25 protein-coding genes, 1 tRNA gene and 1 other RNA gene are annotated in these 22,301 nt (G+C 69.3%); 18 read left to right on the top strand and 9 right to left on the bottom strand.

Features of this window, described 5'->3' with window-relative positions; all coding sequences use genetic code 11:
- Positions 1–46 precede the first annotated feature (46 nt).
- Genes murI through AC25Y0_RS09350 form a run of 4 tightly spaced genes read left to right on the top strand, consistent with a single transcriptional unit; the run spans position 47 to position 3,253 of the window.
- Complete coding sequence (gene murI, locus AC25Y0_RS09365; protein WP_488134547.1) at positions 47–874, top strand: glutamate racemase; 828 nt, start codon at positions 47–49, stop codon at positions 872–874.
- 51 nt (positions 875–925) lie between these two features.
- The gene (gene rph / locus AC25Y0_RS09360) at positions 926–1,663 is read left to right on the top strand and encodes a ribonuclease PH (protein ID WP_488124019.1); all 738 of its coding nucleotides are present in this window, start codon (positions 926–928) and stop codon (positions 1,661–1,663) included.
- Positions 1,660–2,298 (top strand): non-canonical purine NTP pyrophosphatase, encoded by a 639-nt coding sequence (locus tag AC25Y0_RS09355; protein ID WP_488124020.1) that lies wholly within the window; start codon positions 1,660–1,662, stop codon positions 2,296–2,298. Before rph ends, AC25Y0_RS09355 begins: the two co-directional genes overlap by 4 nt.
- A gap of 46 nt (positions 2,299–2,344) precedes the next feature.
- Positions 2,345–3,253: a cation diffusion facilitator family transporter gene (locus AC25Y0_RS09350; protein ID WP_488124021.1), complete on the top strand. Its 909-nt coding sequence runs from the start codon at positions 2,345–2,347 to the stop codon at positions 3,251–3,253.
- Positions 3,254–3,259: 6 nt separating this feature from the next.
- On the opposite strand, the gene AC25Y0_RS09345 is transcribed toward AC25Y0_RS09350, so the two are convergent.
- Positions 3,260–5,773, bottom strand: coding sequence for an ATP-dependent DNA ligase (locus tag AC25Y0_RS09345; RefSeq protein ID WP_488124022.1), 2,514 nt, complete (start codon positions 5,771–5,773; stop codon positions 3,260–3,262).
- 76 nt (positions 5,774–5,849) lie between these two features.
- Here AC25Y0_RS09345 and ku point away from each other — a divergent pair, with 76 nt between their 5' ends.
- A complete protein-coding gene (ku, locus tag AC25Y0_RS09340; protein ID WP_488124023.1) occupies positions 5,850–6,716 on the top strand; it encodes a non-homologous end joining protein Ku in 867 nt (288 codons plus the stop codon).
- 6 nt (positions 6,717–6,722) lie between these two features.
- Here the strand turns inward: ku and AC25Y0_RS09335 are convergent, their stop codons facing one another.
- The 3 genes from AC25Y0_RS09335 to AC25Y0_RS09325 all read right to left on the bottom strand — a co-directional run bounded on the left by AC25Y0_RS09335 (position 6,723) and on the right by AC25Y0_RS09325 (position 7,892).
- Entirely contained in the window at positions 6,723–7,451 is a 729-nt protein-coding gene (locus AC25Y0_RS09335; protein ID WP_488124053.1) for a DedA family protein, read from the bottom strand.
- A gap of 91 nt (positions 7,452–7,542) precedes the next feature.
- A tRNA-Leu gene (locus tag AC25Y0_RS09330) sits at positions 7,543–7,624 on the bottom strand.
- Positions 7,625–7,682: 58 nt separating this feature from the next.
- A complete protein-coding gene (locus AC25Y0_RS09325; RefSeq protein ID WP_488124024.1) occupies positions 7,683–7,892 on the bottom strand; it encodes a PLDc N-terminal domain-containing protein in 210 nt (69 codons plus the stop codon).
- 113 nt (positions 7,893–8,005) lie between these two features.
- On the opposite strand from AC25Y0_RS09325, the gene AC25Y0_RS09320 reads away from it, so the two are divergent.
- From AC25Y0_RS09320 to AC25Y0_RS09290, 7 genes are read left to right on the top strand one after another with little or no spacing between them, the layout of a single operon-like run.
- Positions 8,006–9,178 carry a TadA family conjugal transfer-associated ATPase gene (locus AC25Y0_RS09320; protein ID WP_488134546.1) on the top strand — a complete coding sequence of 391 codons (1,173 nt, stop codon included), beginning with the start codon at positions 8,006–8,008 and terminating at the stop codon, positions 9,176–9,178.
- Positions 9,175–10,032: a type II secretion system F family protein gene (locus AC25Y0_RS09315; RefSeq protein WP_488124181.1), complete on the top strand. Its 858-nt coding sequence runs from the start codon at positions 9,175–9,177 to the stop codon at positions 10,030–10,032. Before AC25Y0_RS09320 ends, AC25Y0_RS09315 begins: the two co-directional genes overlap by 4 nt.
- Entirely contained in the window at positions 10,029–10,946 is a 918-nt protein-coding gene (locus AC25Y0_RS09310) for a type II secretion system F family protein (protein ID WP_488124182.1), read from the top strand. Before AC25Y0_RS09315 ends, AC25Y0_RS09310 begins: the two co-directional genes overlap by 4 nt.
- 19 nt (positions 10,947–10,965) lie before the next feature.
- Positions 10,966–11,154 (top strand): hypothetical protein, encoded by a 189-nt coding sequence (locus AC25Y0_RS09305; RefSeq protein ID WP_488124183.1) that lies wholly within the window; start codon positions 10,966–10,968, stop codon positions 11,152–11,154.
- Entirely contained in the window at positions 11,154–11,564 is a 411-nt protein-coding gene (locus AC25Y0_RS09300; RefSeq protein ID WP_488124184.1) for a TadE/TadG family type IV pilus assembly protein, read from the top strand. Before AC25Y0_RS09305 ends, AC25Y0_RS09300 begins: the two co-directional genes overlap by 1 nt.
- Positions 11,539–12,003: a TadE family protein gene (locus AC25Y0_RS09295; protein WP_488124185.1), complete on the top strand. Its 465-nt coding sequence runs from the start codon at positions 11,539–11,541 to the stop codon at positions 12,001–12,003. Before AC25Y0_RS09300 ends, AC25Y0_RS09295 begins: the two co-directional genes overlap by 26 nt.
- Complete coding sequence (locus tag AC25Y0_RS09290) at positions 12,000–12,440, top strand: pilus assembly protein TadG-related protein (protein WP_488134545.1); 441 nt, start codon at positions 12,000–12,002, stop codon at positions 12,438–12,440. Before AC25Y0_RS09295 ends, AC25Y0_RS09290 begins: the two co-directional genes overlap by 4 nt.
- Before the next feature lie 25 nt (positions 12,441–12,465).
- Here AC25Y0_RS09290 and AC25Y0_RS09285 read toward each other — a convergent pair whose 3' ends face one another.
- Complete coding sequence (locus tag AC25Y0_RS09285) at positions 12,466–13,746, bottom strand: MFS transporter (RefSeq protein ID WP_488124186.1); 1,281 nt, start codon at positions 13,744–13,746, stop codon at positions 12,466–12,468.
- A gap of 20 nt (positions 13,747–13,766) precedes the next feature.
- Between AC25Y0_RS09285 and prfB the strand changes: the two genes are divergently transcribed.
- Entirely contained in the window at positions 13,767–14,876 is a 1,110-nt protein-coding gene (gene prfB, locus AC25Y0_RS09280; RefSeq protein WP_488124187.1) for a peptide chain release factor 2, read from the top strand.
- A 4-nt stretch (positions 14,877–14,880) separates the two neighbouring features.
- Here the strand turns inward: prfB and AC25Y0_RS09275 are convergent, their stop codons facing one another.
- Positions 14,881–15,309, bottom strand: coding sequence for an Lrp/AsnC family transcriptional regulator (locus AC25Y0_RS09275; protein ID WP_488124188.1), 429 nt, complete (start codon positions 15,307–15,309; stop codon positions 14,881–14,883).
- 59 nt (positions 15,310–15,368) lie between these two features.
- Here AC25Y0_RS09275 and AC25Y0_RS09270 point away from each other — a divergent pair, with 59 nt between their 5' ends.
- Positions 15,369–16,004, top strand: coding sequence for a LysE family transporter (locus AC25Y0_RS09270; protein ID WP_488124189.1), 636 nt, complete (start codon positions 15,369–15,371; stop codon positions 16,002–16,004).
- 18 nt (positions 16,005–16,022) lie between these two features.
- Here AC25Y0_RS09270 and AC25Y0_RS09265 read toward each other — a convergent pair whose 3' ends face one another.
- Positions 16,023–17,432, bottom strand: coding sequence for an HNH endonuclease signature motif containing protein (locus tag AC25Y0_RS09265; RefSeq protein WP_488124190.1), 1,410 nt, complete (start codon positions 17,430–17,432; stop codon positions 16,023–16,025).
- Between the two features lie 207 nt (positions 17,433–17,639).
- Here AC25Y0_RS09265 and ftsE point away from each other — a divergent pair, with 207 nt between their 5' ends.
- The 3 genes from ftsE (at position 17,640) to smpB (ending at position 20,220) form a co-directional block, all read left to right on the top strand.
- Positions 17,640–18,746 (top strand): cell division ATP-binding protein FtsE, encoded by a 1,107-nt coding sequence (ftsE, locus tag AC25Y0_RS09260; protein ID WP_488124191.1) that lies wholly within the window; start codon positions 17,640–17,642, stop codon positions 18,744–18,746.
- Positions 18,743–19,657, top strand: coding sequence for a permease-like cell division protein FtsX (gene ftsX / locus AC25Y0_RS09255; RefSeq protein WP_488124192.1), 915 nt, complete (start codon positions 18,743–18,745; stop codon positions 19,655–19,657). Before ftsE ends, ftsX begins: the two co-directional genes overlap by 4 nt.
- A gap of 86 nt (positions 19,658–19,743) precedes the next feature.
- Positions 19,744–20,220, top strand: coding sequence for an SsrA-binding protein SmpB (smpB, locus tag AC25Y0_RS09250; RefSeq protein ID WP_488134544.1), 477 nt, complete (start codon positions 19,744–19,746; stop codon positions 20,218–20,220).
- Between the two features lie 15 nt (positions 20,221–20,235).
- On the opposite strand, the gene AC25Y0_RS09245 is transcribed toward smpB, so the two are convergent.
- Together AC25Y0_RS09245 and AC25Y0_RS09240 are read right to left on the bottom strand one after the other, a co-directional pair.
- A complete protein-coding gene (locus tag AC25Y0_RS09245) occupies positions 20,236–20,901 on the bottom strand; it encodes an SIMPL domain-containing protein (RefSeq protein WP_488124194.1) in 666 nt (221 codons plus the stop codon).
- A 25-nt stretch (positions 20,902–20,926) separates the two neighbouring features.
- Positions 20,927–21,538 carry a hypothetical protein gene (locus AC25Y0_RS09240; RefSeq protein WP_488134543.1) on the bottom strand — a complete coding sequence of 204 codons (612 nt, stop codon included), beginning with the start codon at positions 21,536–21,538 and terminating at the stop codon, positions 20,927–20,929.
- 138 nt (positions 21,539–21,676) lie between these two features.
- Here AC25Y0_RS09240 and ssrA point away from each other — a divergent pair.
- Positions 21,677–22,046: a transfer-messenger RNA gene (gene ssrA / locus AC25Y0_RS09235) on the top strand.
- Positions 22,047–22,301: the final 255 nt, after the last annotated feature.

Raw genomic sequence — 22,301 nt, 5'->3', positions numbered from 1 at the left:
CCGGTCAGCCTAGTGAGCCGCGCGTGCTGGCGTAGGCTGGGGCATCGTGAATGACGCGCCGATCGGGATCTTCGACTCCGGAGTAGGCGGGCTCACGGTCGCGAGGGCTGTGTCGGCGCTCCTGCCGCGCGAATCGATCCTCTATGTGGGCGACACGGCGCGCTCGCCCTATGGTCCCAAGCCGATCGCCGACGTGCGGCGGTACTCGCTCGAGGTGCTGGACACGCTCGTCGAGCAGGGTGTGAAGATGCTCGTCATCGCGTGCAACACCGCATCGGCGGCTATGTTGCGCGACGCGCGCGAGCGCTACGACGTGCCCGTCGTCGAAGTGATCGGCCCCGCTGTGCGCACCGCCATGTCGACGAGCCGCAACGGCCGCATCGGCGTCATCGGCACCGTCGGCACGATCGGTTCGCGCGCCTACCAGGACATGCTCGAGGTCAACGAGCGCCTCACGGTCTTCGCGCAGGCGTGCCCCCGCTTCGTCGACTTCGTCGAAGCCGGTGTCACCGATTCCCCCGACGTGCTCGCCGTCGCTGAGGAGTACCTCGCACCGCTGCGGCACGCCGGCGTCGACACGCTCGTGCTGGGCTGCACCCACTACCCGTTCCTCGAGGGCGCCATCAGCTACGTCATGGGCGAGGGCGTGAGCCTCGTCTCGAGCGACACCGAGACGGCGAAAGACGTCTACCGCCAGCTCGTGTCGCGCTCGTTGCTCGCGGGTCCGGATGCCACGCCGCGGCACACGTACGAAGCGACCGGTGCGTCCGCCGATGAGTTCCTCCGCCTCGCGCACCGCCTGATGGGCCGCGAAGTGCGTGAGGTGCAGCTGGTGCAGACCGGCGCGATCGACCTTCCCCGACAGACCCCCTGACCCCAGACCGTGCAGCCCCATCCGGGACCGCACACCCGAGAGGAACCCCGCATGACCGAGATCGTCCGCGCCGACGGCCGCACCCCCGAGCAGCTGCGACCCATCACGATCGAGCGCGGGTGGAGCGCGCACGCCGAGGGCTCGGCGCTCATCTCGTTCGGAGGCACGAAGGTGCTCTGCACGGCGTCGTTCACGAACGGCGTGCCTCGCTGGCTGACCGGCAAGGGCAAGGGCTGGGTCACCGCGGAGTACGCGATGCTCCCGCGCGCCACGAACTCGCGCAACGACCGAGAGAGCATCAAGGGCCGCGTCGGCGGACGCACGCACGAGATCTCCCGCCTCATCGGACGTGCATTGCGCTCAGTCGTGGACACGAAGGCGCTCGGTGAGAACACGATCGTCATCGACTGCGACGTGCTGCAGGCCGACGGCGGCACCCGCACGGCCGCGATCACAGGCGCGTACGTCGCGCTCGCCGACGCGATCGAGTGGGGCCGCGAGAAGAAGTTCATCGCGCAGAAGGCCACGCCGCTGTTCGACTCGGTCGCCGCCGTCTCGGTCGGCATCATCGACGGCGAGCCGATGCTCGATCTCGCCTACGTCGAAGACGTGCGCGCGGGCACCGACATGAACGTCGTCGTGACCGGCCGCGGACTCTTCGTCGAGGTCCAGGGCACCGCCGAGGGGGCGCCGTTCGACAAGCGCGAACTCGACGCCATGCTCGAGCTCGGACTCGCCGGGTGCGGCGATCTGCGCGACATCCAGACCGCGGCGCTCGCTGCCTCATGAGCGGCCGGGTCGTCCTCGCGACGCACAATCCGCACAAGGTCGCGGAGTTCCAGGCGATCGTCGCGGCGACGCGCCCCGACCTCGAGGTCGTCGGCTACGACGGCCCCGAGCCGGTCGAGGACGGCGTGACGTTCGCCGAGAACGCGCTCATCAAGGCGCGCGCCGCGGCGGCTCACACGGGGCTGCCGGCGCTCGCCGATGACTCAGGGGTGTGCGTCGACGTGCTGGGCGGGTCGCCGGGGGTCTTCTCGGCATACTGGGCCGGCCACGCGAAGGACGCCGTCGCGAACCGCGAGCTGCTCCTGGATCAGCTCGCCGACATCGCCGATCCGCACCGCACGGCGAGCTTCGTCTCGACGATCGCGCTCGTGGATCCCGCCACGGGAAGCGAAGACGTCGTCGAAGGCGTGTGGCCGGGACGCATCGCGCGCGAGGCGCGCGGCGAGGGCGGCTTCGGCTACGACCCCGTCTTCGTGCCCGATGAGCAGCCCGATGACGACCGCGCTGCCGGCGAACAGCCCGACGGCGCGTCCGCGGATCGTTCGGTCGCCGAGTGGACGGCCGAGCAGAAGAACGCCGCGTCGCACCGCGCGCGGGCCTTCCGGGCGCTCGTTCCCCTCCTCGAACGGCTGTGACCGGGCCGATGCCCGCCGCCGGGTGAACCCGGCCTAGCCTGGACACATGCACGATCACGCGCCGAGCGGCATCCGGGGCGCAGGCAACCGCCGCCTGCTCGCGATCTCGCTCGCGATCACGTCTGTCGTCATGGTCGCCCAGGTCATCGGTGCCGTGCTCACCGGCTCCCTCGCGCTCCTCGCCGACGCCGCGCACATGTTCACGGATGCTGCCGCACTGCTGATCGCCCTCGTCGCGAGCATCGTCGCCGCCCGGCCCGCTGACGATCGGCGCACGTTCGGCTATCAGCGCGCCGAGGTGTTCGGTGCGCTCATCAACGGCGTGATCCTCATCGTGCTGTCGGTCTGGGTCGCGGTCGAGGGCATCCGGCGTCTCGTCGACCCGGGCGAGGTCGAGATCCGCGGCGGTCTCATGCTGGTCGTCGCGGTCATCGGTCTCGTGGCGAACACCGTCGCCCTGTGGCTGCTCAGCTCGGCGCAGAGGCGCAGCATCAACGTGCGCGGCGCATATCTCGAAGTGCTCGGCGACCTGATCGGGTCGGCCGCCGTCATCATCGCCGCCATCGTCATCATCGTGACGGGATGGGCCGCCGCCGACGCGATCGCGTCTCTCTTCATCGCGGCCCTCATCGTGCCGCGCGCCGTGGCGCTCCTGCGCGAGGTGGCCTCGGTGCTGTCGGAGTCGACGCCCCGCGGCATGCAGGTCGCCGAGATCCGCGCGCACCTGATGAGCAAAGAGGGCGTCGTCGACGTTCACGACGTGCACGTGTGGCAGCTCACGCGCGGAGCTCCGGTCTTCAGCGCGCACGTCGTCGTCGACGAGGCGGCCTTCCGCGACGGCACGGGGGCGCTGCTCGGCGCGCTGCAGGACTGCCTCGCCCAGCACTTCGACGTCGAGCACTCGACGTTCCAGCTCGAGCCTGCCGGGCACACCGAGCACGACGCGCACGCGTGAGGGGCCTCAGTCCTCGCGACGCACGTCCGTGGGGGATTTGTCGGGCCGCAGCCCTCGCCACCGCGGATGGCGCAGGATCCCCCCCGGCGTGAACTCTCCGTACTCGACCTCACCGACGAGTTCGGGGCGCACCCAGAGGGCATCGCGTGCGTCGGCCGCGGGAACGCCGGTGAGCGGGTTGTCGTCGGTGCGCATCGGGGTGAGTGTTCGCAGCAGATGCGCGAGCGCGGCGTCGCTGAACCCCGTGCCGACGCGCCCCGCGTACTGCAGACCCTCATCGCCGGGGATGCCGAGCAGCAGCGACCCGAACGTGCCGCTGCGGCCGCCCTTGCCGGGGCGGATGCCGGCGATCACGACCTCCTGCGTGCGGGTGAGCTTCACCTTGAGCCATGATTCCGAGCGGATGCCGCGTCGATAGGTCGACGCCGGATCCTTCACGACGATGCCCTCCAGGCGCAGAGTCTCACTCGTCTCGAGCGCCGCGTCGACGTCGTCGAAGACCGGCGGGACGGTGATCGCGCTGATCGCATCCGCGGCGAGCTCTTCGAGGATGCGACGGCGCTCGGTCAGAGGGAGCCCCGTCACATCGCGCCCTTCGTGCACGAGCACGTCGAAGAGGTAGTACCGCACGGCGATGCGGCGGGCTTCGCGGGCGATGTCACCGGGTCGCTCGAGGTTCATCCGGCTCTGCAGCAGCGGAAAGCTCGGCCGGCCGTCCGGTTCGAGGGCGACGAGCTCGCCGTCGACGATCGTCCGGGAACCGCCGAGACCCGCGTCGACGGCGGTGAGTTCGGGGTATCGGGGTGTCATGTCGTTGCCGCTGCGCGCGACGAGGCGCAGTCGGGCGTCGTCCCACACGCCCACGGCGCGGATGCCGTCCCACTTCATCTCGACCCACGCGCCCCAGCGCGCCGCGGCGGCGCGGACGATGCCGGGGGTCGCGGGCGCGGAGTGCATGGGGTGCAGGTCCTGCGCCGCGGGGGGCCAATCCGCGTCGGTGTCAGGCGGGTCATCCGCCTGCTCCTTCTCAACCGCCGGACCACCGGGCATCCGCGGCGGCTTGTCCTCATCGCCCTGGCGGGAGGGTGAGACGGGGGTGCCGTCGGGCTGCGGCCGGCCCGAGGCATCCGTCTTCATGCGGTGCAGCAGCCAGCTCGACTTCTCACCCTCGCCCTCGGTGCGGATGAGCGCGAGACGCACGCGCCCGAGCGGGCCGCCCGGGCGGCCCTCGAGAGTGGCGATGATCTCGTCGTCGCGCCACTTCTCGAGCTCGTAGCGGCCCTCATCCCAGATCGTGACGGTGCCTCCGCCGTACTCGCCGGAGGGGATCGTGCCCTCGAACGACCCGTAGCTGAGGGGATGGTCCTCGGTCATGATCGCGAGGCTGTTGCGCCGGTACGAGTGCGGCACGCCGCGGGGCACGGCCCAGCTCACGAGCACGCCGTCGCGTTCGAGACGGAAATCCCAGTGCAGGCGCGACGCGTGGTGCTCTTGGATGACGAAGGCGGGGGTGTCGGTGTCGGGCGTCTCACCCAGCGGATTGGCGGGAACCGGTTCGGGGGTTCGTCCTGCCGTGCGCTTGGAGATGTACGCCGAGAGAGGACCGTGCTCGGCCTCGCGCGCGCCGGCGTGGAACCCCAGGGCATCCATCGGGTCGCCGATGCGGTCCATCCGCTCGAGCACATCGTCGAAGGTCAGGTGACGAAGGTCGGGGTCGTCGATCTCTTCCCACGTGCGCGGCGCCGCCACGGTGGGGTGCGCGCGGCCACGCAGCGAGTAGGGGGCGATCGTCGTCTTGGCGCCGTTGTTCTGGCTCCAGTCGATGAGCACCCTGCCCGCGCGCTCGGCCTTCTTCATGCTGCTCACAACGAGGTCGGGCTGGTCGGCTTCGATCGCGCGCGCGAGTTCGCGGGCAAGCGCCGAGGCCGCCTCTGTGGACTGTCCCGGGGGGAGTGCCGCGTACAGGTGGATGCCTTTGCTGCCGCTGGTGACGGGGTACGGCTCGAGTCCCATATCGGTGAGGATGCCCCGCGCCCAGCCCGCGACGACGGCGCATTCGGCAAGGCCCACGCCCGGTCCGGGATCGAGGTCGAGCACGAGCCGGTCGGCATCGCCCCGGCTGCCGTCGGGGGAGAACCGCCACTGCGGCACGTGCAGTTCGAGGCTCGCGACCTGGGCGAGGTAGACGAGCGTGGGCACGTCGCCGATGAGCGGATAGTCCTTGGCGCCGCCCGAGTGCTCGATCGGCCGCCTTGCGATCCACGACGGAGCACCGGGCTCGAGGTCCTTCGCGAAGAATACGGGCTCGGGATGCTCGTCGGTGCCGACGCCCTCGACCCACCGCTTGCGGGTCACGGGGCGCCCCACGACGTGGGGGATCAGCAGCGGTGCGATGCGCGTGTAGTAGTCGATCACTTCGCCCTTGGTCGTGCCCGTCTCGGGGTACATGACCTTGTCGAGGTTCGTCACGCGCAGACGGCGGCCGTCGATCCGCACGAGCTCACCGGCAGATTTCGCCATGCGCCCATCCTGCCGTGCCTGTCAAGGGGAACCGTGAGGCTGGCGATGAGAGGTGTGACGGGTGTCTACTGGTGGGATGAGAGCGATCTGGAAGGGTGCGCTGACGTTCGGTCTCGTGAACGTGCCGGTCAAGGTGTATTCCGCGACCGAGGATCACGACGTGTCGCTGCATCAGGTGCACAACAAGGACGGCGGGCGGATCCGCTACCAGCGCGTCTGCGAGATCGACGGTGAGGTCGTGCCGTACCAGGACATCGACAAGGCCTTCGACGACGGTGAGAAGACGGTCGTGCTCACGAAAGAGGACATCGCCTCGCTCCCTGCCGAGCGCAGCCGTGAGATCGACGTCGTCGAGTTCGTGCCGAGCGACCAGGTCGATCCGATCCTGTTCGATCGCGCCTACTACCTCGAACCGGATTCGGCGTCGCCGAAGGCCTATGTGCTGCTACGTCGCACGCTCGAGCAGACCGAGCGCACGGCGATCGTGCAGTTCTCGCTGCGGCAGAAGACCCGCCTCGCGGCGCTGCGCGTGCGCGGCGATGTGCTCGTGCTCCAGACGCTGCTGTGGGCCGACGAAGTGCGCGAGGCCGCGTTCCCGTCGCTCGATGAGAGCGTGCGCATCTCGGCGAAGGAGCTCGAGCTCTCGGCATCCCTCGTCGACAGCTTCGCGAGCGACTTCGCGCCCGAGGACTTCACCGATGACTATCAGCGCGAACTGCGCACGCTCATCGAAGCGAAGCTCGACAAGGGTGACGCGCTCGACACGGCCGAGACCTTCGGTGAGAGCGAAGAGGCCGACGCCGGCGGTGAGGTCATCGACCTCATGGATGCGCTGCGGGCGAGCGTCGAGCGGTCGCGCGCGGCGCGCGGCGCGGCGAAGACCACGGCGACCAGTGTGAAGAAGCCCGCGAAGAAGACGGGCGCCAAGAAGAAGGCGTCGTGAGGCGGGTCAAGCCCGCGAGTCGCCCTCGGCTGCCTCGTTGAAGACCTCGGGGTCGAGCGCGAGCGCTTCGGCTTCTTCAGCATCCGTCACGGTGTCGCTGCCCTCGGCGGCTTCTTTGCGGACCTTCCGGCGCTCCGCGAAGAAGTGCCAGACGACGAAGATCACCGTGCCGGCGACCGCGACGAGCAAGATGACATCGATGTACTCGGCGACGAAATCGCCGACGCCGGGGATGTAGCCGATCCCGTAGCCGAGCATCGTGAGGCCGAAGCCCCAGATGAGGGCGCCGATGAAGTTGTAGAGCGAGTAGCGCCGCCACGGCATGTGGCCGACGCCGGCCGCGACGGGGGCGAAGGTGCGCACGATCGGCACGAAGCGGGCGAGGATGACCGTGAGCCCGCCGTACTTCTCGAAGAACGCGTTTGTACGCTCGACGTTGCGACGGCTGAAGATGCCCGACTCTTTGCGTTCGAACACCGCCGGGCCGCCCTTGTGGCCGATGAAGTAGCCGACCTCTCCGCCGACGAACGCCGAGAGACCGATCAAAAGCGCGACGATCCAGGCGCTGATGCCGAAGACGCCGTTCTCTGCGCCGGGGATCGGGTGGGACAGCAGCCCGGCCATGATCAGCAGGGTGTCGCCGGGCAGCAGGAAGCCGACGAGAAGACCGGTCTCGGCGAACACGATGAAGCACACGACGAGGAGCGCCCATGGGCCCGCTGCGGCGATGATCATCGCAGGGTCGAGCCATGGAATCAGGGAGAGGTGCTGCACGAGGGGTCCCGTCGGGGTCGATCGTTCGCGGTCTGAAGGGCATGGGAATTCGTGCGGAAGGTGGGATTCGAACCCACACGCCCTGAAGCACAGGAACCTAAATCCTGCGTGTCTACCAGTTTCACCACTCCCGCGAGCCTCACAAGTCTACTGAGGAGGGCCTACGTCGCACGGGGTGCTGGCCCCCGGATGTCAGTGCTTGATGCCGAAGAGGAAGTACGTCGCCGGGCCGATCCAGTTCACGAGGATCACGGGGATCCAGGCGGGCTTCTGCCCTCTCACCTCGCGCTTGTCGCGGTGGCTGAGGTCCCAGAACGCGAGGAACGCGAAGGTCACCTGAAGGATGGCGAGCACCCCGATCGCGCCGCGCGCGGGGAGGGGGAGGTTCTTCTTCACGGACATGGGGTTCCTTTCCCTGGCTGGATCCATCCTGCCTGCCCCACGCTGTCTTCACCAGAACCCCGCTCTGTGGACAACTTCGCGGTGCCTCTGTGGTGGCTTGCGAGGATGCTCCGATGAGTTCCGCCGCCGCCTCCCTCTTCGCCCCTGGCCGGGCCGTTGCCGCCACCGTCGTGGCCGAGCGCGTGCGCGAGCGGCTGCGGCGCGAGCAGAGCGATCCGACGCGCGATCCCGAGCATGCCGGGCGTGTCGCGCGCGATGAGGTGCGCCGTCACAACGATTTCGCGCTGGCCCGCGGGCTCGTGCCCGTCGATGACGAGGCGGCGTGTGTGCGCGAGGTGCTCGCCGCCGTCGCGGGGTACGGGCCGTTGCAGGCATACATCGACGATCCGACGGTCGAGGAGCTGTGGGTGAATGCTCCCGACCGCATCTTCGTCGCCCGGGCGGGGGTGTCCGAACGTGTGCCGCTCGTGCTCACCGACACGGTCGTGCGCGACCTCGTCGAACGGATGCTGCACGCTTCGGGTCGTCGCATCGATCTGTCGCAGCCGTTCGTCGATGCGTCGCTGCCCGACGGCAGTCGACTGCACGTGGTCATTCCGGATATCACCCGGCGCCACTGGGCCCTCAACCTGCGCAAGTTCCTGCCCGCGTTCCGCGACCTGGCGGGGCTCGTCGCCTCGGGCGCCCTTCGGCCCGACGGTGCGCGTCTCCTCGCCGACGCGGTGCGTGCGGGGCGGAGCATCCTGGTGTCGGGAGCCACCCACGCCGGCAAGACGACCCTGCTCGGTGCGCTGATCGCGGCGTGCCCGCCCGAGCACCGGATCGTGACGGTCGAGGAGACCTTCGAGCTCGCGGTCGACGCGCCCGACCTCGTCGCGCTGCAGGGACGACAGTCGAGCTTGGAGGGCACGGGCGAAGTGACGCTGAGACGCCTCGTGAAAGAGGCGCTGCGGATGCGCCCTGACCGCCTCGTCATCGGAGAGGTGCGCGGCGCTGAGGCACTGGACCTCGTGCTGGCGCTCAACACGGGTGTCCCCGGCGCCGCGACGATCCACGCGAACACGGCTCGCGAGGCGCTCACGAAGCTCGTCGCGCTGCCGCTCCTGGCCGGACGCAACATCGACGCGGCATTCGTCCTGCCGGCTGTGGCGGGTTCGGTCGATCTCGTCGTGCAGTGCGAGCGGGATGCCGCGGGTCAACGCCGCGTGGCCGAGATCGTGGCCCCCACGGGCGTCGAGGGCGGCACGATCACGGCGCGCACGCTGTACCGGGCGGACGGGGTATGACCGTCGTGCTGGGCGCGGCGCTCGCCGCAGGGCTGCTGCTCGCGGTCTCGCCCTGGCTGTGGCCGGACGGCATCCGCCGGTCGCGCACACCGGATGCGGGGCGGGTGGCTCGGCTGCTCGACGAGGCGGGACTCGCACGGGTCGCCGGATGGCAGCTCGGTGTCGTGTCGCTGTGCGCCGCGGCGCTCGCTGCCGCGGGAGCGTGGCTCATCGTGCCCGTCGCGCCGATCGCGCTCGTCGCCGCGGGGGCGGGCGGCTCTGCACCCCTCGCGTTCGTACGTGCGCAGCGCACGCGACGGCGGCGCTCCCGGCGCGGGCTGTGGCCCGACGTGTGCGATCTGCTCATCGCTTCCGTGCGAGCTGGGATGGCGCTGCCCGATGCGGTCGCGAGCCTCGCCGATTGCGCTCCGATCGAGCTCCGCGCCGCCTTCACGGCGTACCGGCTCGACCTCGCGGCATCCGGTCACTTCGATTCCAGCGTGCGGCAACTCAAGGCCGCGCTCGCCGACCCCGTGGCCGACCGCATCGTCGAGACACTGCGGATGGCGCGGCAGGTCGGGGGGACCGAGCTCGGGCCGATCCTGCGTTCGCTCGCCGCATCGGTGCGCGCCGACGCGGCTCTGCGCGCCGAGGTCGAGGCGCGTCAGTCATGGGTGCGGGGTGCGGCCGTGCTGGGCGTCACGGCACCGTGGGTGATCCTGGCGCTCCTCGCGGTGCGGCCCGAGGGGGCGAGCGCGTACGCGAGCGCCGAGGGCATCGTGCTCGTCGTGGCCGGGGCGGTCGTCTCGGCCGTGGCCTACCGCATCATGCTGCGTATCGGGCGCCTGGCCGAGCCGCGGCGGTGGTTCGCGTGAGCGTCGCGACCGATGTCGCCGTCGCCGTCATCCTGGGGGCAGCGTTCGGGGTGGGCGTCTGTCTGTTGGTCGCGGTCGCGCCGCGCTGGGGTGCGGTGTCGCTCGCTCAGCGTGTGGGGCCGTACATCCGCGACGTGACCGACCCGAGCGGCACCACGTTGCCGGCCGCGCAGGACCTCATCGCCGTGTGGCGCGTCGTGCAGCATCGGTTCGCCCGCGTCATGGGCGGTGCCCCGTCACTGGAGTGTCGGCTGCGGCAGGCGGGCTGGGCGATGGATGCTGCGCGGTTCCGCGGCCGCCAGCTGACGTGGGCGATCGCGGGCATCGGCCTGGGCGGTGTGCTCCTCGTGGCGATCGCGCTCGCGGACCGGGCGTCGCCGAGCATGTGGGTCGTGCCGCCCCTGGCGGGTGTCGCTGCCGTCGTCGTGTGCGACGTCGTGCTGACCCGAGCCGCCCGCGCCCGCGTCGCGCGGATCGAAGAGGAGCTGCCGACACTGTGGGAGTTCCTCGCGCTCTGCCTGTCGGCGGGGGAGGGTGTCCTCGATTCGCTGCGGCGCGTCGGCGACGTCGGCGCGGGTGAGATGACGAGCGAAGTGCGCGGTGTCGTGCTGGCTGTCGGCACGGGGTCACCGCTGCCGGAGTCGCTGTCGGGGCTGTCGGAGCGACTCGATGTTCCTGCGCTCTCGCGCGGCGTCGACCAGCTCGTCGCCGCGATCGAGCGTGGCGCGCCGCTCGCCCACGTGCTGCACGCGCAGGCGCTCGACGCACGTGAGGACGCCAAGCGGGGACTCCTCGAACGTGCGGCGCGCAAAGAGATCGTGATGCTCGTGCCGCTTGTCTTCTTGATTCTGCCTCTCAGTGTGATCTTCGCCGTCTTCCCCGGGGTGCTGATGCTCCGACTCGGAATCGGCTGACCGAAGGAAAGGACCTTTCATGCGATCCCTCTTCACCCGTGCGCACGCCGCACTGCGGGACATCCGAGACGACGAACGCGGAGACGTTCCCGGCTGGGTGCTCATCACCCTCATGACGGCCGGACTGGTCGTCGTGATCTGGGCGCTCGCCGGACCCGCGCTGTCGGGGCTGTTCGAACAGGCGATCTCGCGCGTCGCCGGGTTCTGATGCGCGGCATCCGTTCTCGCCTCGGCGCGGCGCTGCGCGATGACGGGGGATCGGCGCCGGTCGAGTTCGTACTCGTCGGGGTGCTGCTGACCGCACTAACGCTCGCCGTGCTGCAGCTCGGGCTGGCGGTCTACGTGCGCAACGTCGTGCACGATGCGGCCGTCGAGGGGGCGTATCACGCGGCGCTCGCCGACACGACGACCCTCGACGGCGAGCGGCGCACCCGCGAGATCCTCACGTACACGGTCGGTGCCGGGTACGCGACGGACGTGCGGGCGAGCGACGGGAGTGCCCTCGGCCACGACACGGTCGCGGTGACGGTTCGCGCGACGCTGCCGCTCGTCGGGCTGTGGGGCGCCCCCGGGATGCTGGAGGTGACGGCGCATGCGCCGGTCGAGTCGTTCGGGTGAGTCCGACGATCCCGAGCGGGGCTCCGTGGCGCTGGAGTTCATCGTCGTCGGGCTCGTGCTGCTCGTGCCCATCGTCTATCTCGTCGTCGCGCTGGGCATGATCCAGACGCAGGCCCTCGGCACCGAAGCCGGTGCGCGGCACGTCGCGCGGGCGATTTCGACGGCGGCCGACACCACGGATGCCGCGGCGCGCGCGGACGCCGTGCTCGCGTCCGTCGCGCGCGAGTACGGCATGGATGCGGGCCGTGTGAAGGTCGCGATCGCGTGTGCACCGGCGACCGTGCCCTGCCCGGCGGCGGGTGCGACCGTCGTCGTGACCTTGCGTACAGCGGTGTCGCTGCCGTTCGTGCCGCCCATCCTGGGGCTCGACCGCCTCGCTGTCGTTCCCGTCGAGGCCCGGGCGGTGCAGAAGGTCTCGCGGTTGTGGGGCGGGCTGTGATCGGGGTGCTGCGGCGCCGTCTCGGCGGCGACGGCGACGGCGAGCGCGGTAGCATCCTGATTCTCACGATCGGCTACGCGCTGTTGGCACTGGTCACGGTGCTCGTGTGCGTCGACGCGACGAGTCTGTATCTCGCGCAGAAGCGGCTCGACGCCGTGGCGGATGCCGCCGCGCTTGCCGGCGCCGACGGATTCACCGTCGAGGTGTCAGAGGGCGAGCCCATCGCGCGCCTGACCTCTGGTGGGGTGTACGCGCAGGCATCGGCGTTGCTCGACGTCGTCGCGCACGATGCGCGTCTCGTCGCGGCGTCGACGCCGGACGGCATCTCGGCGCGCGTGACGGTCGCGAGCCCGTGGCATCCGCCCGTCTTCACGCTGTTCGTGCCCGACGGGGTCGCGCTGCAGGCGACGGCGACGAGTCGCACAGCACTGCGGTGAACGGCGCAACCCGTGCCGCCCGCTGCTACGTCGGCGCGAAGCGGGGAACCCAGCGGATGAATGCGAGGGCGCCGACAAGACCGACGACGCCCATCAGGCCGGTCGCCACCGAGAGGGATGCCGCGGCGGCGACGCCCGACACCACGAGCGGCGCGACGGCCCCGCCCGCATCGGTGAGGGTGCGCCACGACCCGAGAAAGGGTGCGGGGTCGGTCCTCGGCGCGGCATCGGCCCCCAGTGTGAGCAGGATGCCGCTGGACAGCCCATTGCCGACGCCGAGCACGGCGGCGAAGAGGGCGAACCACATCGCCGATTGCTCGAGGTCGTGCGTCAACGACAGGGCGACGAAACCCGCGCCCATCAGGATCATGGCGGGAAGGGCCGCCCAGAGGCGTCCGAAGCGGTCCATGACCTGGCCGCTCGCGTAGAACAGGGCGAAGTCGATCGCCCCCGACACGCCGACGACGAGCGCGATGGTCTGCGCGTCGAGGCCGATCGACACGCCCCACAGGGGAAGCACGACCTGGCGTGCGGACCGCACGGCCGACAGCGACGCCGCGGCACTGCCGAGCCGGGCGAGCACCCCGCGGTAGCGCCACATCGTGCGGAAGACGCCGATGGGCGCGGCGGTCGGGATCGATCCGGTGACGGGTTCGCCGGTGTCTTCGACCGCGGCGGGGTCGGCGGGAGTCGTCGCGACGGCGGCGAACTGCTTCTCGGGGTCGGGCCCGAGCAGCACGAGCAGCACCGTCGCGACGAGGCACACGCCGAAGAGCCAGATGGCGGCGTGCTCGTCGCGGAAGATCGCGAGGAGTGCGGCGGCGGCGAACGGCCCGATGAACATGCCGAAGCGGAACGTTCCGCCCAGCAGCGACAGGGCGCGGGCGCGGAAGGCGATGGGCACGCGCGTCGTCATGAACGAGTGGCGCGCGAGTCCGAAGGCGGCGGCACAGAAGCCGACCAGGAGGATGGCGAGGGCGAAGACCCCGAGCGACGGTGCGAGGGCGAGCACGACGACGCCGGCAAGAGCCACCGTGCCGGCGATAGCCATGGTGAGGCGTTCGCCGATGCGTGCGACCGCCCAGCCGGCGGGAAGGTTTCCGCACAGCTGTCCGACGACGAGGGCGGATGCCACGAGCGCGGCCGTCGCGAGATCGGCACCCAGCTGCGCTGCGATGACGGGGATGAGGGGGATGACGGCGCCCTCGCCGAAGGCGAAGAGCACGGTCGGACCGTAGACCATGGGACCGAACCGCCACAGTACGTCCCGGGCGCGAATGGGGTCCGCGTGATCCGTCACGCCCATCCACGTTACTCTGGACTGTGATGCTCGAACTCGATCTTTCCGACGACATCCAGGCGCTGCGTTCCACCTTCGACGACATTCGCGCCGTGGTGGACGTCGACGCACTCACCGCCGAGATCGCGCGCCTCAGCGAGGCTGCCGGTGCGCCCGACCTGTGGGACGACGTCGACAAGGCGCAGAAGGTCACGAGCGCTCTCAGTCACCGCCAGTCCGAGTACAAGCGCATCGCCGACATCGAGCGGCGCCTCGACGACCTCGACGTGCTCGTCGAGCTCGCTCTCGAGATGGATGACGAGGACTCGGCCGACGAAGCGCGCAAGGAGCTCGCCGAGCTCGAGAGCCTCATCGGTCAGCTCGAGGTGCAGACGCTTCTCGACGGCGAGTACGACTCGCGCGGTGCCGTCGTCACGATCCGCTCCGGCGCCGGCGGCGATGACGCCACCGACTTCGCCGAGATGCTGCTGCGCATGTACCTGCGCTGGGCCGAGCGTCACAAGTACCCCGTCAAGGTCATGGACACCTCGTACGCCGAGGGCGCCGGCATCAAGTCGGCGACGTTCGAGATCGACGCCCCCTACGCCTACGGCACGCTGTCGGTCGAGGCCGGCACGCACCGCCTCGCCCGCATCAGCCCGTTCGGCTCGGCCGACAAGCGCCAGACGTCGTTCGCCGCCGTCGAGGTGATCCCGGTCATGGAAGAGGCCGTCGAGGTCGAGATCCCCGAGAACGACATCCGCGTCGACGTGTTCCGCTCGTCGGGCCCCGGCGGCCAGTCGGTCAACACGACCGACTCTGCCGTGCGCCTCACGCACCTGCCGACCGGCATCGTCGTGTCGATGCAGAACGAGAAGTCGCAGATCCAGAACCGCGCCGCCGCGATGCGCGTGCTCCAGACGCGCCTCATGCTGCTCCAGCGCGAAGAAGAGGCCGCGAAGAAGAAGGAGCTCGCGGGTGTCATCACGGCGAGCTGGGGCGACCAGATGCGCTCGTACTTCCTCTACGGTCAGCAGCTGGTGAAGGATCTGCGTACAGGTTACGAGGTCGGAAACCCCGCGTCGGTGTTCGATGGAGACCTCGACGGCCTCATCGCCGCAGGCATCCGCTGGCGCAAGCGCAAGATCGAAGACTGACGCCTCAGCGCAGCGCGAGGCGCGTCTGCGTCTGTGCTCCGCCGGCATCCTTCTTGATTCTGCGGAGTAGCTGATCGAGATCGCTCATGTCGCGCACCCTCACGCGCAGCAGGTAGTCATGCGGACCGGTGACATGCACGGCGTCGCGGATCTGCGGCACGCCTCGCACCCACTCCAGGAAGTCGTCTGAGTCGCGGTCTGTGTGCAGGCGCACGTCGATGAAACCCTCGAGGTGCGCCGTGGGGTCAGGCGCATCCGTCGCCAGGATGGCCTGGTAGCCGACGATGACGCCCGTGTTCTCGAGGCGTCGCACACGGGCTGCCACGGCATTCGTGCTGAGGCCGATCTGTCGTCCGATGCTGCTGAATGATTCGCGGCCGTTCTCGCGCAAATGACCGAGGATCTTCTCGTCGAGGGCGTCCATGCTGCTCATCATCTCAGGATGACCGTGAATCGCGCTGTCGGATGTCGCCGTCGCGTGATGCTCGGTGCATGGATCTCGGTGTCGCCCTGCTCTCGGGGCTGGTCGCGGGCCTCGCCCTCGCGATGCCGCTCGGTGCGATCGGGGTGCTCTTGGTGCAGGAGGCGGCCACGCACGGCGGGCGCCGTGGACTGACCGCCGCCGCGGGCGTCGCGACGACGGATGTGATCCTGTGCACGGTCGCCGTGGCGGCAGGCTCGACGGCCGCACCCGTGATCGCCGAGTGGGCACCCTGGCCTCAGATCATCGGCGGCTGCGCGTTGCTCGCGCTCGGCGCGTGGCGGCTCATGCAGGCATCTCGCTCCGCCGGTCTCGCGCCACGGGCACGGGAGGCAGGTGCGTCGGCACGCCGGTTCATGCTGTTCGTCGGGCTCACCGTGGTCAACCCGACGACGGTGATCTACTTCGCCGCCGTCGTCACCGCGATCACCGGAGTGACGTCGTCGTGGGGGAGTGCGGCGGTGTTCGTGCTCGCCGTTGGCGTGGCATCCTTCGCGTGGCAGGCGCTGCTGGTGGGAGTCGGTGCGTTCTTGCGCGCGCGCTCGGCGCCGCGACTGCTCGGGCTGTCGCCCTTCATCGGCAACGGGATCGTCGTTGCGCTGGGCCTGGCGGTGGCCGTCAACGCAGCGCTCACGTTCGCGCGCTGAGCCCCGGGGCGGGTGCCGTCAGGTCGTGAGGAGAGCGTTTCGAAGCCGGGTCGGCGAGGTGGTGACGGCTCGCCACTGACCAGCGGAGTCGTACCAGAGCGGCGCGCGCACCTGAGGCACACCCCGCATCATGCGGATCGCCCAGCCACTGGACTCGAGGAATCGATGGTGGAACCAGCAGACCAGCACCCCGTTGTCGGTGTGGGTCGGTCCGCCCGCGGAGTGCTCGGTGACGTGGTGGATCTCGCACCAGGCCGCGGGAACACCGCACCCCGGGATCACGCACCCGCCGTCACGAAGTGTGATCGCGCGCCGCTGGCGGCGGTTGAAGACCCGCTCCTCGGTTCCCAGTCGCAGAATGCGGCCTTCGGCGTTCAACGTGATGCGCTGGATGACCGAGCCGCACGAGATGTGCTGCGCCGTCGCCATCGACACGGGCCGGGTGAACCCATCGATGTGCGCGTAGCCGGTGCCGCGTGCGACGTCTTCTGCGCGAACCGAGACGACAAGGGTCGGGGCGGCACCGCCGATCGTGGGCAGCTCGCCACTCGAGGCGGCCACCGTCAGGACGGTCGCGAGCACGTCATGCCGTTGCTGCGCACGCGAGCGGGTGTCGGCCGGCCCCGAAGAGTCGTCGGCGTCGGCAGGCTCGTCGACGAAACGCACGCCCTCGACCCGGGGCGACAGCATCGCGTCGCAGAGCCGCTGGAACTGCGCCGCGACTTCGGGCATGAGGGTGCCGCGGATGGGCACCCCGGCATCGGTGGGCGCACCGAGCGTGACGCCACGGCGATATGCGGCGAGGCGATCGCGCGGTTCGGCGCCGTCTTGATCGAGCGCGATCTGCCAGGTCTGCGCCTGCACCCGCAGCAGATCAGCGCACGCCGGTGGCGCACCGTCAGGCCCCTCACCGGTCGCCACCGCCGCGAGCAGCCGATCGGCTGTGCTGAGCGCCTCGCGCGAAGCGCGGTGCCCGGTCGCAAGCAGGGGCGTGGCGATCGCCAGGACACCGTCGACGCCCACCGCGCCATCGAGCATCGCCCGGCGCAGGGCTGGAAGCCTCGGCTCTAACCGTTCGCCGCTGACGAGCGCACGCTCACCGCACACGCCCTTCGCCGCGCGCAGCAGGCGTGCGACGGTCGGCGGACCCTGCAGCGTCGTGCGCTGGAGCAGCTCGTTGACGTCGTGGCATCCGAATCGCGAGGTCATCCGGTCTTCGACGACACCTGTCGCCGACCGAGCCACGACTTCATCACCCGCTTCGATCAGCAGAGCGTCGAGACGGCGCTGCACCCGGGCCGCTGTCGACAGCACGAGCAGCAGGTGCTCATCAGGGGCCCGCCGCAGGCCGTCATCATCGCGGTGCCGCTCGAGCATTTCGCTCGCGAGCGCGTCGAGCGACTCGAGCTGTGCCAGGAGCGGGTTCATGCCTCAATCCTGGTGACCCCTTCCGACATTCCGGCCCCGATTTCACCCAGATCCAGGGCTCTTTCTGAAATCTGTGGATGACCTCTTTCGCGGCCTCCTGGGGAGGGATCGATGAGCGCCACGCCGCCCCGTCGCGCGAACTCTCGGACGCACCTCCCGAGTGTCGCTGGAAGCCACCGCATGACTCCCGCTTAGGCTCATTGAGCCATGATTCGGTTCGAGAACGTCACGAAGCGCTTCCGAGGCACCCCGAAGCCCGCGCTGAGCGATGTCGACTTCGAGGTGCAACGCGGGGAGTTCGTCTTCCTGGTCGGTGCATCCGGCTCGGGAAAATCGTCGTGCCTGCGACTGATCCTGCGCGAAGAGGTGCCCTCTGAGGGGCGCGTCGTCGTGCTCGGTCGCGATCTGCGCACGCTGTCCAACCGCAAGGTGCCGTACTTCCGCCGGCACATCGGAGCGGTCTTCCAGGACTTCCGGCTGCTGCCGACCAAGACCGTGTTCCAGAACGTCGCGTTCACCCTGCAGGTGATCGGCTCGTCGCGTGGTTTCGTGCAGCAGGCCGTGCCCGAAGTGCTCGCCCTCGTGGGCCTTGCGGGCAAAGAGAAGCGATTCCCGCATGAGCTCTCGGGTGGCGAGCAGCAGCGCGTCGCGATCGCCCGCGCTCTGGTCAACCGGCCGCAGGTGCTGCTGGCCGATGAGCCGACCGGCAACCTCGACCCCGCGACATCCGTCGACATCATGCAGCTGCTGGCGCGCATCAACGCCGGCGGCACGACCGTCGTCATGGCGACCCACGAAGCCGGCTTCGTCGATCAGATGCAGCGACGCGTCATCGAGCTGCACCACGGTGAGATGGTCCGTGACGAGCGCCACGGTGGGTACGGCGACACCTCTGCGATCCCGAGTCTGGCCCCCGAGCCCGAGAAGGGCGCGGCCGCGGTCGCCGCCCTCACCGCCGTGCTCGAACTGCACCGCGAGATCGTCGAGACAGGCGTCGTGGATTCCGAAGCGGTCGATGCCGCCGTCGCCGCGGCCACCGATGCCGCCGAGCCCGTGCTCGAAGCGCGCGCGATGGCGGCGACGGATGCGGCGATCACCGAGTCGGCCGAGCAGCTCGCGCGGGCCGAAGAGGCCGCGCCGGCCGTCGAGGCACCCGCACCTGAGCCGCAGGCCGCGTCCGAACCGGTCACGCCGCGCACGAATCCCATTCCCGTCGTCGAAGCGATCGAGATGGATGTCTCAGAGCTTGGGCTGGCTGATCGCCTGGGTCTTGCCGACGCGGGTCGCGACGACGAAGTGGGGCCGACATCATGAGGGTCGGGCTCATCCTCTCTGAAGCGTTCTCTGGCCTGCGCCGCAACGCGTCGATGGTCGTTTCCGTCGTGCTCGTCACCTTCGTCTCGCTCACCTTCGTCGGCGCGGCCGTGCTCATGCAGATGCAGATCGGCACGATGCGCGACTTCTGGGTCGACCGCGCGCAGGTGAAGATCTTCATGTGCACCGATGTGTCGACCGAGACGACGTGTACCGACGGCGTCGCGACACCCGAACAGCTGGCCGACGTCGAGGCGAAGCTCGAGAGCCCTGCGCTGACGGGGCTCATCCGCGGCGTCCAGTTCGAGAACCGCGACCAGGCCTATCAGAACGTCATCGACCTGCTCGGTGAGGACTACGCGAGCGTCGTCGCACCCGAGAGTCTCAACGAGACGTTCATCATCAGCCTCGTCGACCAGCAGCAGTCCGACGTCATCATCGAAGCGTTCTCGGGCACCCCGGGCATCGAAGAAGTGCGCGACGAGATGCAATACCTCGAGCCGCTGTTCGCCGCGCTCACCGTCGCGACCTATATCGCCGTCGGCATCGCCGGCCTCATGCTGATCGCCGCGGTCCTGCTCATCGCGACGACCATCCGTCTGTCGGCATACGCCCGTAGACGCGAGATCGGGATCATGCGGCTGGTCGGTGCATCCAATCGGTTCATCCAGACTCCGTTCGTGCTCGAGGGTGTCTTCGCAGCGCTCATCGGCTCGGTGCTGGCATCGGGCACAGTGCTCGCCGGCGTGCACTTCGGGGTCAACGGTTACCTGCGTGAGCGGGTCAATTTCGTGACGACCTGGGTGGGGATGACCGAGGCCTGGCTCGTGGTGCCGATTCTGATCGTGATCGGCATCGCCCTCGCGGCGTTGTCGGCAGGTTTCGCGATCCGGCGCTGGCTCCGCGCCTGATTTCCGCGAGAATGCGCGGTTGATAGACTGACGGGCTGTCGCGCGCCCGAACCCGGGGATGCGGCATCCGATATCGAGGAGGGCCCATGCCCAGGGAACGCGGCGAGCAGGTCGTGGCGACCAACCGCCGCGCGCGTCACGACTACACGATCGAGAAGACGTATGAAGCGGGCCTCGTGCTCACGGGAACCGAAGTGAAGTCGCTGCGTCAGGGGCGCGCGAACCTCAGCGACGGCTACGCCTACATCGACGGCGGCGAGGCGTTCCTTGACGCCGTGCACATTCCCGAGTACTCGCAGGGGCACTGGACGAACCACGCCGCGAAGCGCACGCGCAAGCTGCTGCTGCACAAAGCCGAGATCGTCAAACTCTCGCACGCAGTGTCAGCGGGCGGCTATACGCTCGTGCCGCTGAAGCTGTACTTCTCGGACGGCCGGGCAAAGGTCGAGATCGCCATCGCGAAGGGCAAGCGCGAGTACGAGAAGCGTCAGACGCTCCGCGAGCGCGAAGACAAGCGCGAAGCCGAGCGCGCGATGCGCTCGCGCAACCGCCTCGGCGACTGAACCATGGTCAGCGATTCACCGTGCGGTGAATCGTGCTTCGACGGCCGCCGAGACCACGATGTCCTTCGGCTCGAACTCGAAGGCGGGGCCTGCGGCCTCGGCGCGGAATGAGGCGTTCGCCATGCGCAGCATCTCTGGCGGCGCGCCGCTGTCACCGTGCGTGAGCAGCCCGACGTCGGCGATCTCGACGGGGGTCACGCTCGACAGTCCGATCGCCGACGCGTAGGCGGTCGCGCGATCCACGGCGACGCGCACGGCCTGTGCGGCGACCGCGGCCTCGGCGTTGCTCTCGGACTCGGGCGTCAGGCTCCAGGAGACCCCGTCGATCTGCACGCCCTCGCGCTCGGCCACGTCGGTGAGCCACCACGACAGGGCGGCGAAGTCGGTGAAGGTGGCCGTCAGCTCGACCGAGGCGTAATGCACGAGGGCGAGCTGCGTGCCCTCGTTGTTCCACGGGCGGTTCGCCCAGAGCGACACACGCTGGCTCGACCAGTCGGCGACGCCGCCCGCGAGCTTGCGTGCGGCAAGATCGTCACGCAGGGGAGCCGTGAGCGCAGAGATCCGCTCGACGACCTCGCCGCGCTCGGGTCCTTCTGCCCGCACGGTGATCGTGGCGACGGCCTCTTCGGGGGCAACGCGGGTCTCGTGTTCTCCACGGACGGTGATGATCACTTCGCTCATGCAGAGACTCTACGTGTGGGTGCGGTCAGCCGCCCTCCGGCGTCCAGCCTTCGGGCACGCGCACCAGCATCAGCTCGGATCGCGTGCCCGCGCCGGCGATCCACCCGTCGGCCAGCAAGTAGGTGATGCCATAGCCGTTCGCGTCGGTGACGACGGCGAGGCTCGGGTCGATCGTGAGATAGAGCCCGTCGGGCGTCTCGTCGGCTAAGTACTCGCCGCTGCCGGTCAGTGAGCTGGTGACGGCGGCTGCCTCGGCGGCATCCATCGGAGCCCACCCGAACCACGAGAAGTTGTCGGTGCCGACCGAGTGGTCCAGCATCCACTGGCAGGCCAGGCCGTCCTCGAACGGCTGGCTGCCGACGGTCCACGGGGGGTTCGGACGTTCTTCCCCTGTCCAGCCGAATGCCGTGAAGTCGGAGACGGCTTCGGGGGTGATGATCGATTCGCACGTGAGAGCGAGTGGTTCGGCTGTCGGGGTGGGCGTGGGCGTCGGAGTCGGAGTCGGGGTGGCCGTCACGGTGGGCGACGGGGTGGTGGATGGCGCGGGCGCAGCGCCCGAGGAGCATCCGGCGAGTGCGAAGCCGAGACACAGCGCGATGAGCACGACGGATGTTGGGCCAGAACGCTGTCGGTTCATGGCGCCAGGGTAGCGGCTAGACCGTGTCGTGGGAATGGCGGGGGAGCGGCATCTGTTGTAAGTTGGGATGCTCGGGTTCGCCCGAGGAAAGACACAACTCCACAGAGTGACAGCGGTTCCCTTCGAGAGAAGGTTCACGGGGATGATCGGTTTCGACATTGCTTGCGAATCCACGAGAAGCGGGCCGAGGATGCAGGGTTATCTCGTCAACGCTCCCTGCAAAACTATAGTTGCCGATGCAAAGCGCAACGACTTCGCCCTCGCTGCATAAGCGAGCCCGATAGTCCGTCAGGCCGTGGTTGATTCCGACACGGTTCCTGGCGTCATTTAGGAATCTTGCTGCGTGATGGCGTCTGGACGTCACGCGGGACTCTTTCCAGGCTGGGCCTGTCGACTTAGTTGTCTGTGACAAATGTCGGGGCCGAGTAGAACGTCTGCACAGACTGCGCCCGGAGAATGCGCGGAGACTCAGCGATGGACGGGGGTTCGATTCCCCCCATCTCCACAAACCGTTGTCACGGAACAAGGCCCTGAAAGCCGCGTAATCACGCGGGTTTCGGGGCCTTTGTTCGTTGGCGGTCAGGCGCCCTGAAGCCAAATCGCCCACAAATCGCCCACAAACTTCCGGCGCATATTCGTCGAATAGCGTGTCCGAAAGCCGCTAGTTGCCGTTTTCGCGGTTCTCGCGCTGCGGGTGCGTCACCCGCTCGTTGAGCGAGTGCAGCGAGATGAAAGGGACTGCCCCTACTTTGGTTGACGGGTA

This window comes from Microbacterium sp. Y547, assembly GCF_057669785.1.
Note: the sequence above shows the minus strand (reverse complement) of the source record. Positions and strands in the feature narration are given on the sequence as shown.

Excerpts from the sequence above, each read along its gene's own strand:
- rph (WP_488124019.1), top strand. The coding sequence starts at position 926 with ATGACCGAGATCGTCCGCGCCGACGGCCGCACCCCCGAGCAGCTGCGA.
- AC25Y0_RS09355 (WP_488124020.1), top strand. The coding sequence starts at position 1,660 with ATGAGCGGCCGGGTCGTCCTCGCGACGCACAATCCGCACAAGGTCGCG.
- AC25Y0_RS09350 (WP_488124021.1), top strand. The coding sequence starts at position 2,345 with ATGCACGATCACGCGCCGAGCGGCATCCGGGGCGCAGGCAACCGCCGC.
- AC25Y0_RS09345 (WP_488124022.1), bottom strand. The coding sequence starts at position 5,773 with ATGGCGAAATCTGCCGGTGAGCTCGTGCGGATCGACGGCCGCCGTCTG.
- ku (WP_488124023.1), top strand. The coding sequence starts at position 5,850 with ATGAGAGCGATCTGGAAGGGTGCGCTGACGTTCGGTCTCGTGAACGTG.
- AC25Y0_RS09335 (WP_488124053.1), bottom strand. The coding sequence starts at position 7,451 with ATGATCATCGCCGCAGCGGGCCCATGGGCGCTCCTCGTCGTGTGCTTC.
- AC25Y0_RS09325 (WP_488124024.1), bottom strand. The coding sequence starts at position 7,892 with ATGTCCGTGAAGAAGAACCTCCCCCTCCCCGCGCGCGGCGCGATCGGG.
- AC25Y0_RS09320 (WP_488134546.1), top strand. The coding sequence starts at position 8,006 with ATGAGTTCCGCCGCCGCCTCCCTCTTCGCCCCTGGCCGGGCCGTTGCC.
- AC25Y0_RS09315 (WP_488124181.1), top strand. The coding sequence starts at position 9,175 with ATGACCGTCGTGCTGGGCGCGGCGCTCGCCGCAGGGCTGCTGCTCGCG.
- AC25Y0_RS09305 (WP_488124183.1), top strand. The coding sequence starts at position 10,966 with ATGCGATCCCTCTTCACCCGTGCGCACGCCGCACTGCGGGACATCCGA.
- AC25Y0_RS09300 (WP_488124184.1), top strand. The coding sequence starts at position 11,154 with ATGCGCGGCATCCGTTCTCGCCTCGGCGCGGCGCTGCGCGATGACGGG.
- AC25Y0_RS09295 (WP_488124185.1), top strand. The coding sequence starts at position 11,539 with ATGCGCCGGTCGAGTCGTTCGGGTGAGTCCGACGATCCCGAGCGGGGC.
- AC25Y0_RS09285 (WP_488124186.1), bottom strand. The coding sequence starts at position 13,746 with ATGGGCGTGACGGATCACGCGGACCCCATTCGCGCCCGGGACGTACTG.
- prfB (WP_488124187.1), top strand. The coding sequence starts at position 13,767 with ATGCTCGAACTCGATCTTTCCGACGACATCCAGGCGCTGCGTTCCACC.
- AC25Y0_RS09275 (WP_488124188.1), bottom strand. The coding sequence starts at position 15,309 with ATGAGCAGCATGGACGCCCTCGACGAGAAGATCCTCGGTCATTTGCGC.
- AC25Y0_RS09270 (WP_488124189.1), top strand. The coding sequence starts at position 15,369 with ATGGATCTCGGTGTCGCCCTGCTCTCGGGGCTGGTCGCGGGCCTCGCC.
- AC25Y0_RS09265 (WP_488124190.1), bottom strand. The coding sequence starts at position 17,432 with ATGAACCCGCTCCTGGCACAGCTCGAGTCGCTCGACGCGCTCGCGAGC.
- ftsE (WP_488124191.1), top strand. The coding sequence starts at position 17,640 with ATGATTCGGTTCGAGAACGTCACGAAGCGCTTCCGAGGCACCCCGAAG.
- ftsX (WP_488124192.1), top strand. The coding sequence starts at position 18,743 with ATGAGGGTCGGGCTCATCCTCTCTGAAGCGTTCTCTGGCCTGCGCCGC.
- smpB (WP_488134544.1), top strand. The coding sequence starts at position 19,744 with ATGCCCAGGGAACGCGGCGAGCAGGTCGTGGCGACCAACCGCCGCGCG.
- AC25Y0_RS09245 (WP_488124194.1), bottom strand. The coding sequence starts at position 20,901 with ATGAGCGAAGTGATCATCACCGTCCGTGGAGAACACGAGACCCGCGTT.
- AC25Y0_RS09240 (WP_488134543.1), bottom strand. The coding sequence starts at position 21,538 with ATGAACCGACAGCGTTCTGGCCCAACATCCGTCGTGCTCATCGCGCTG.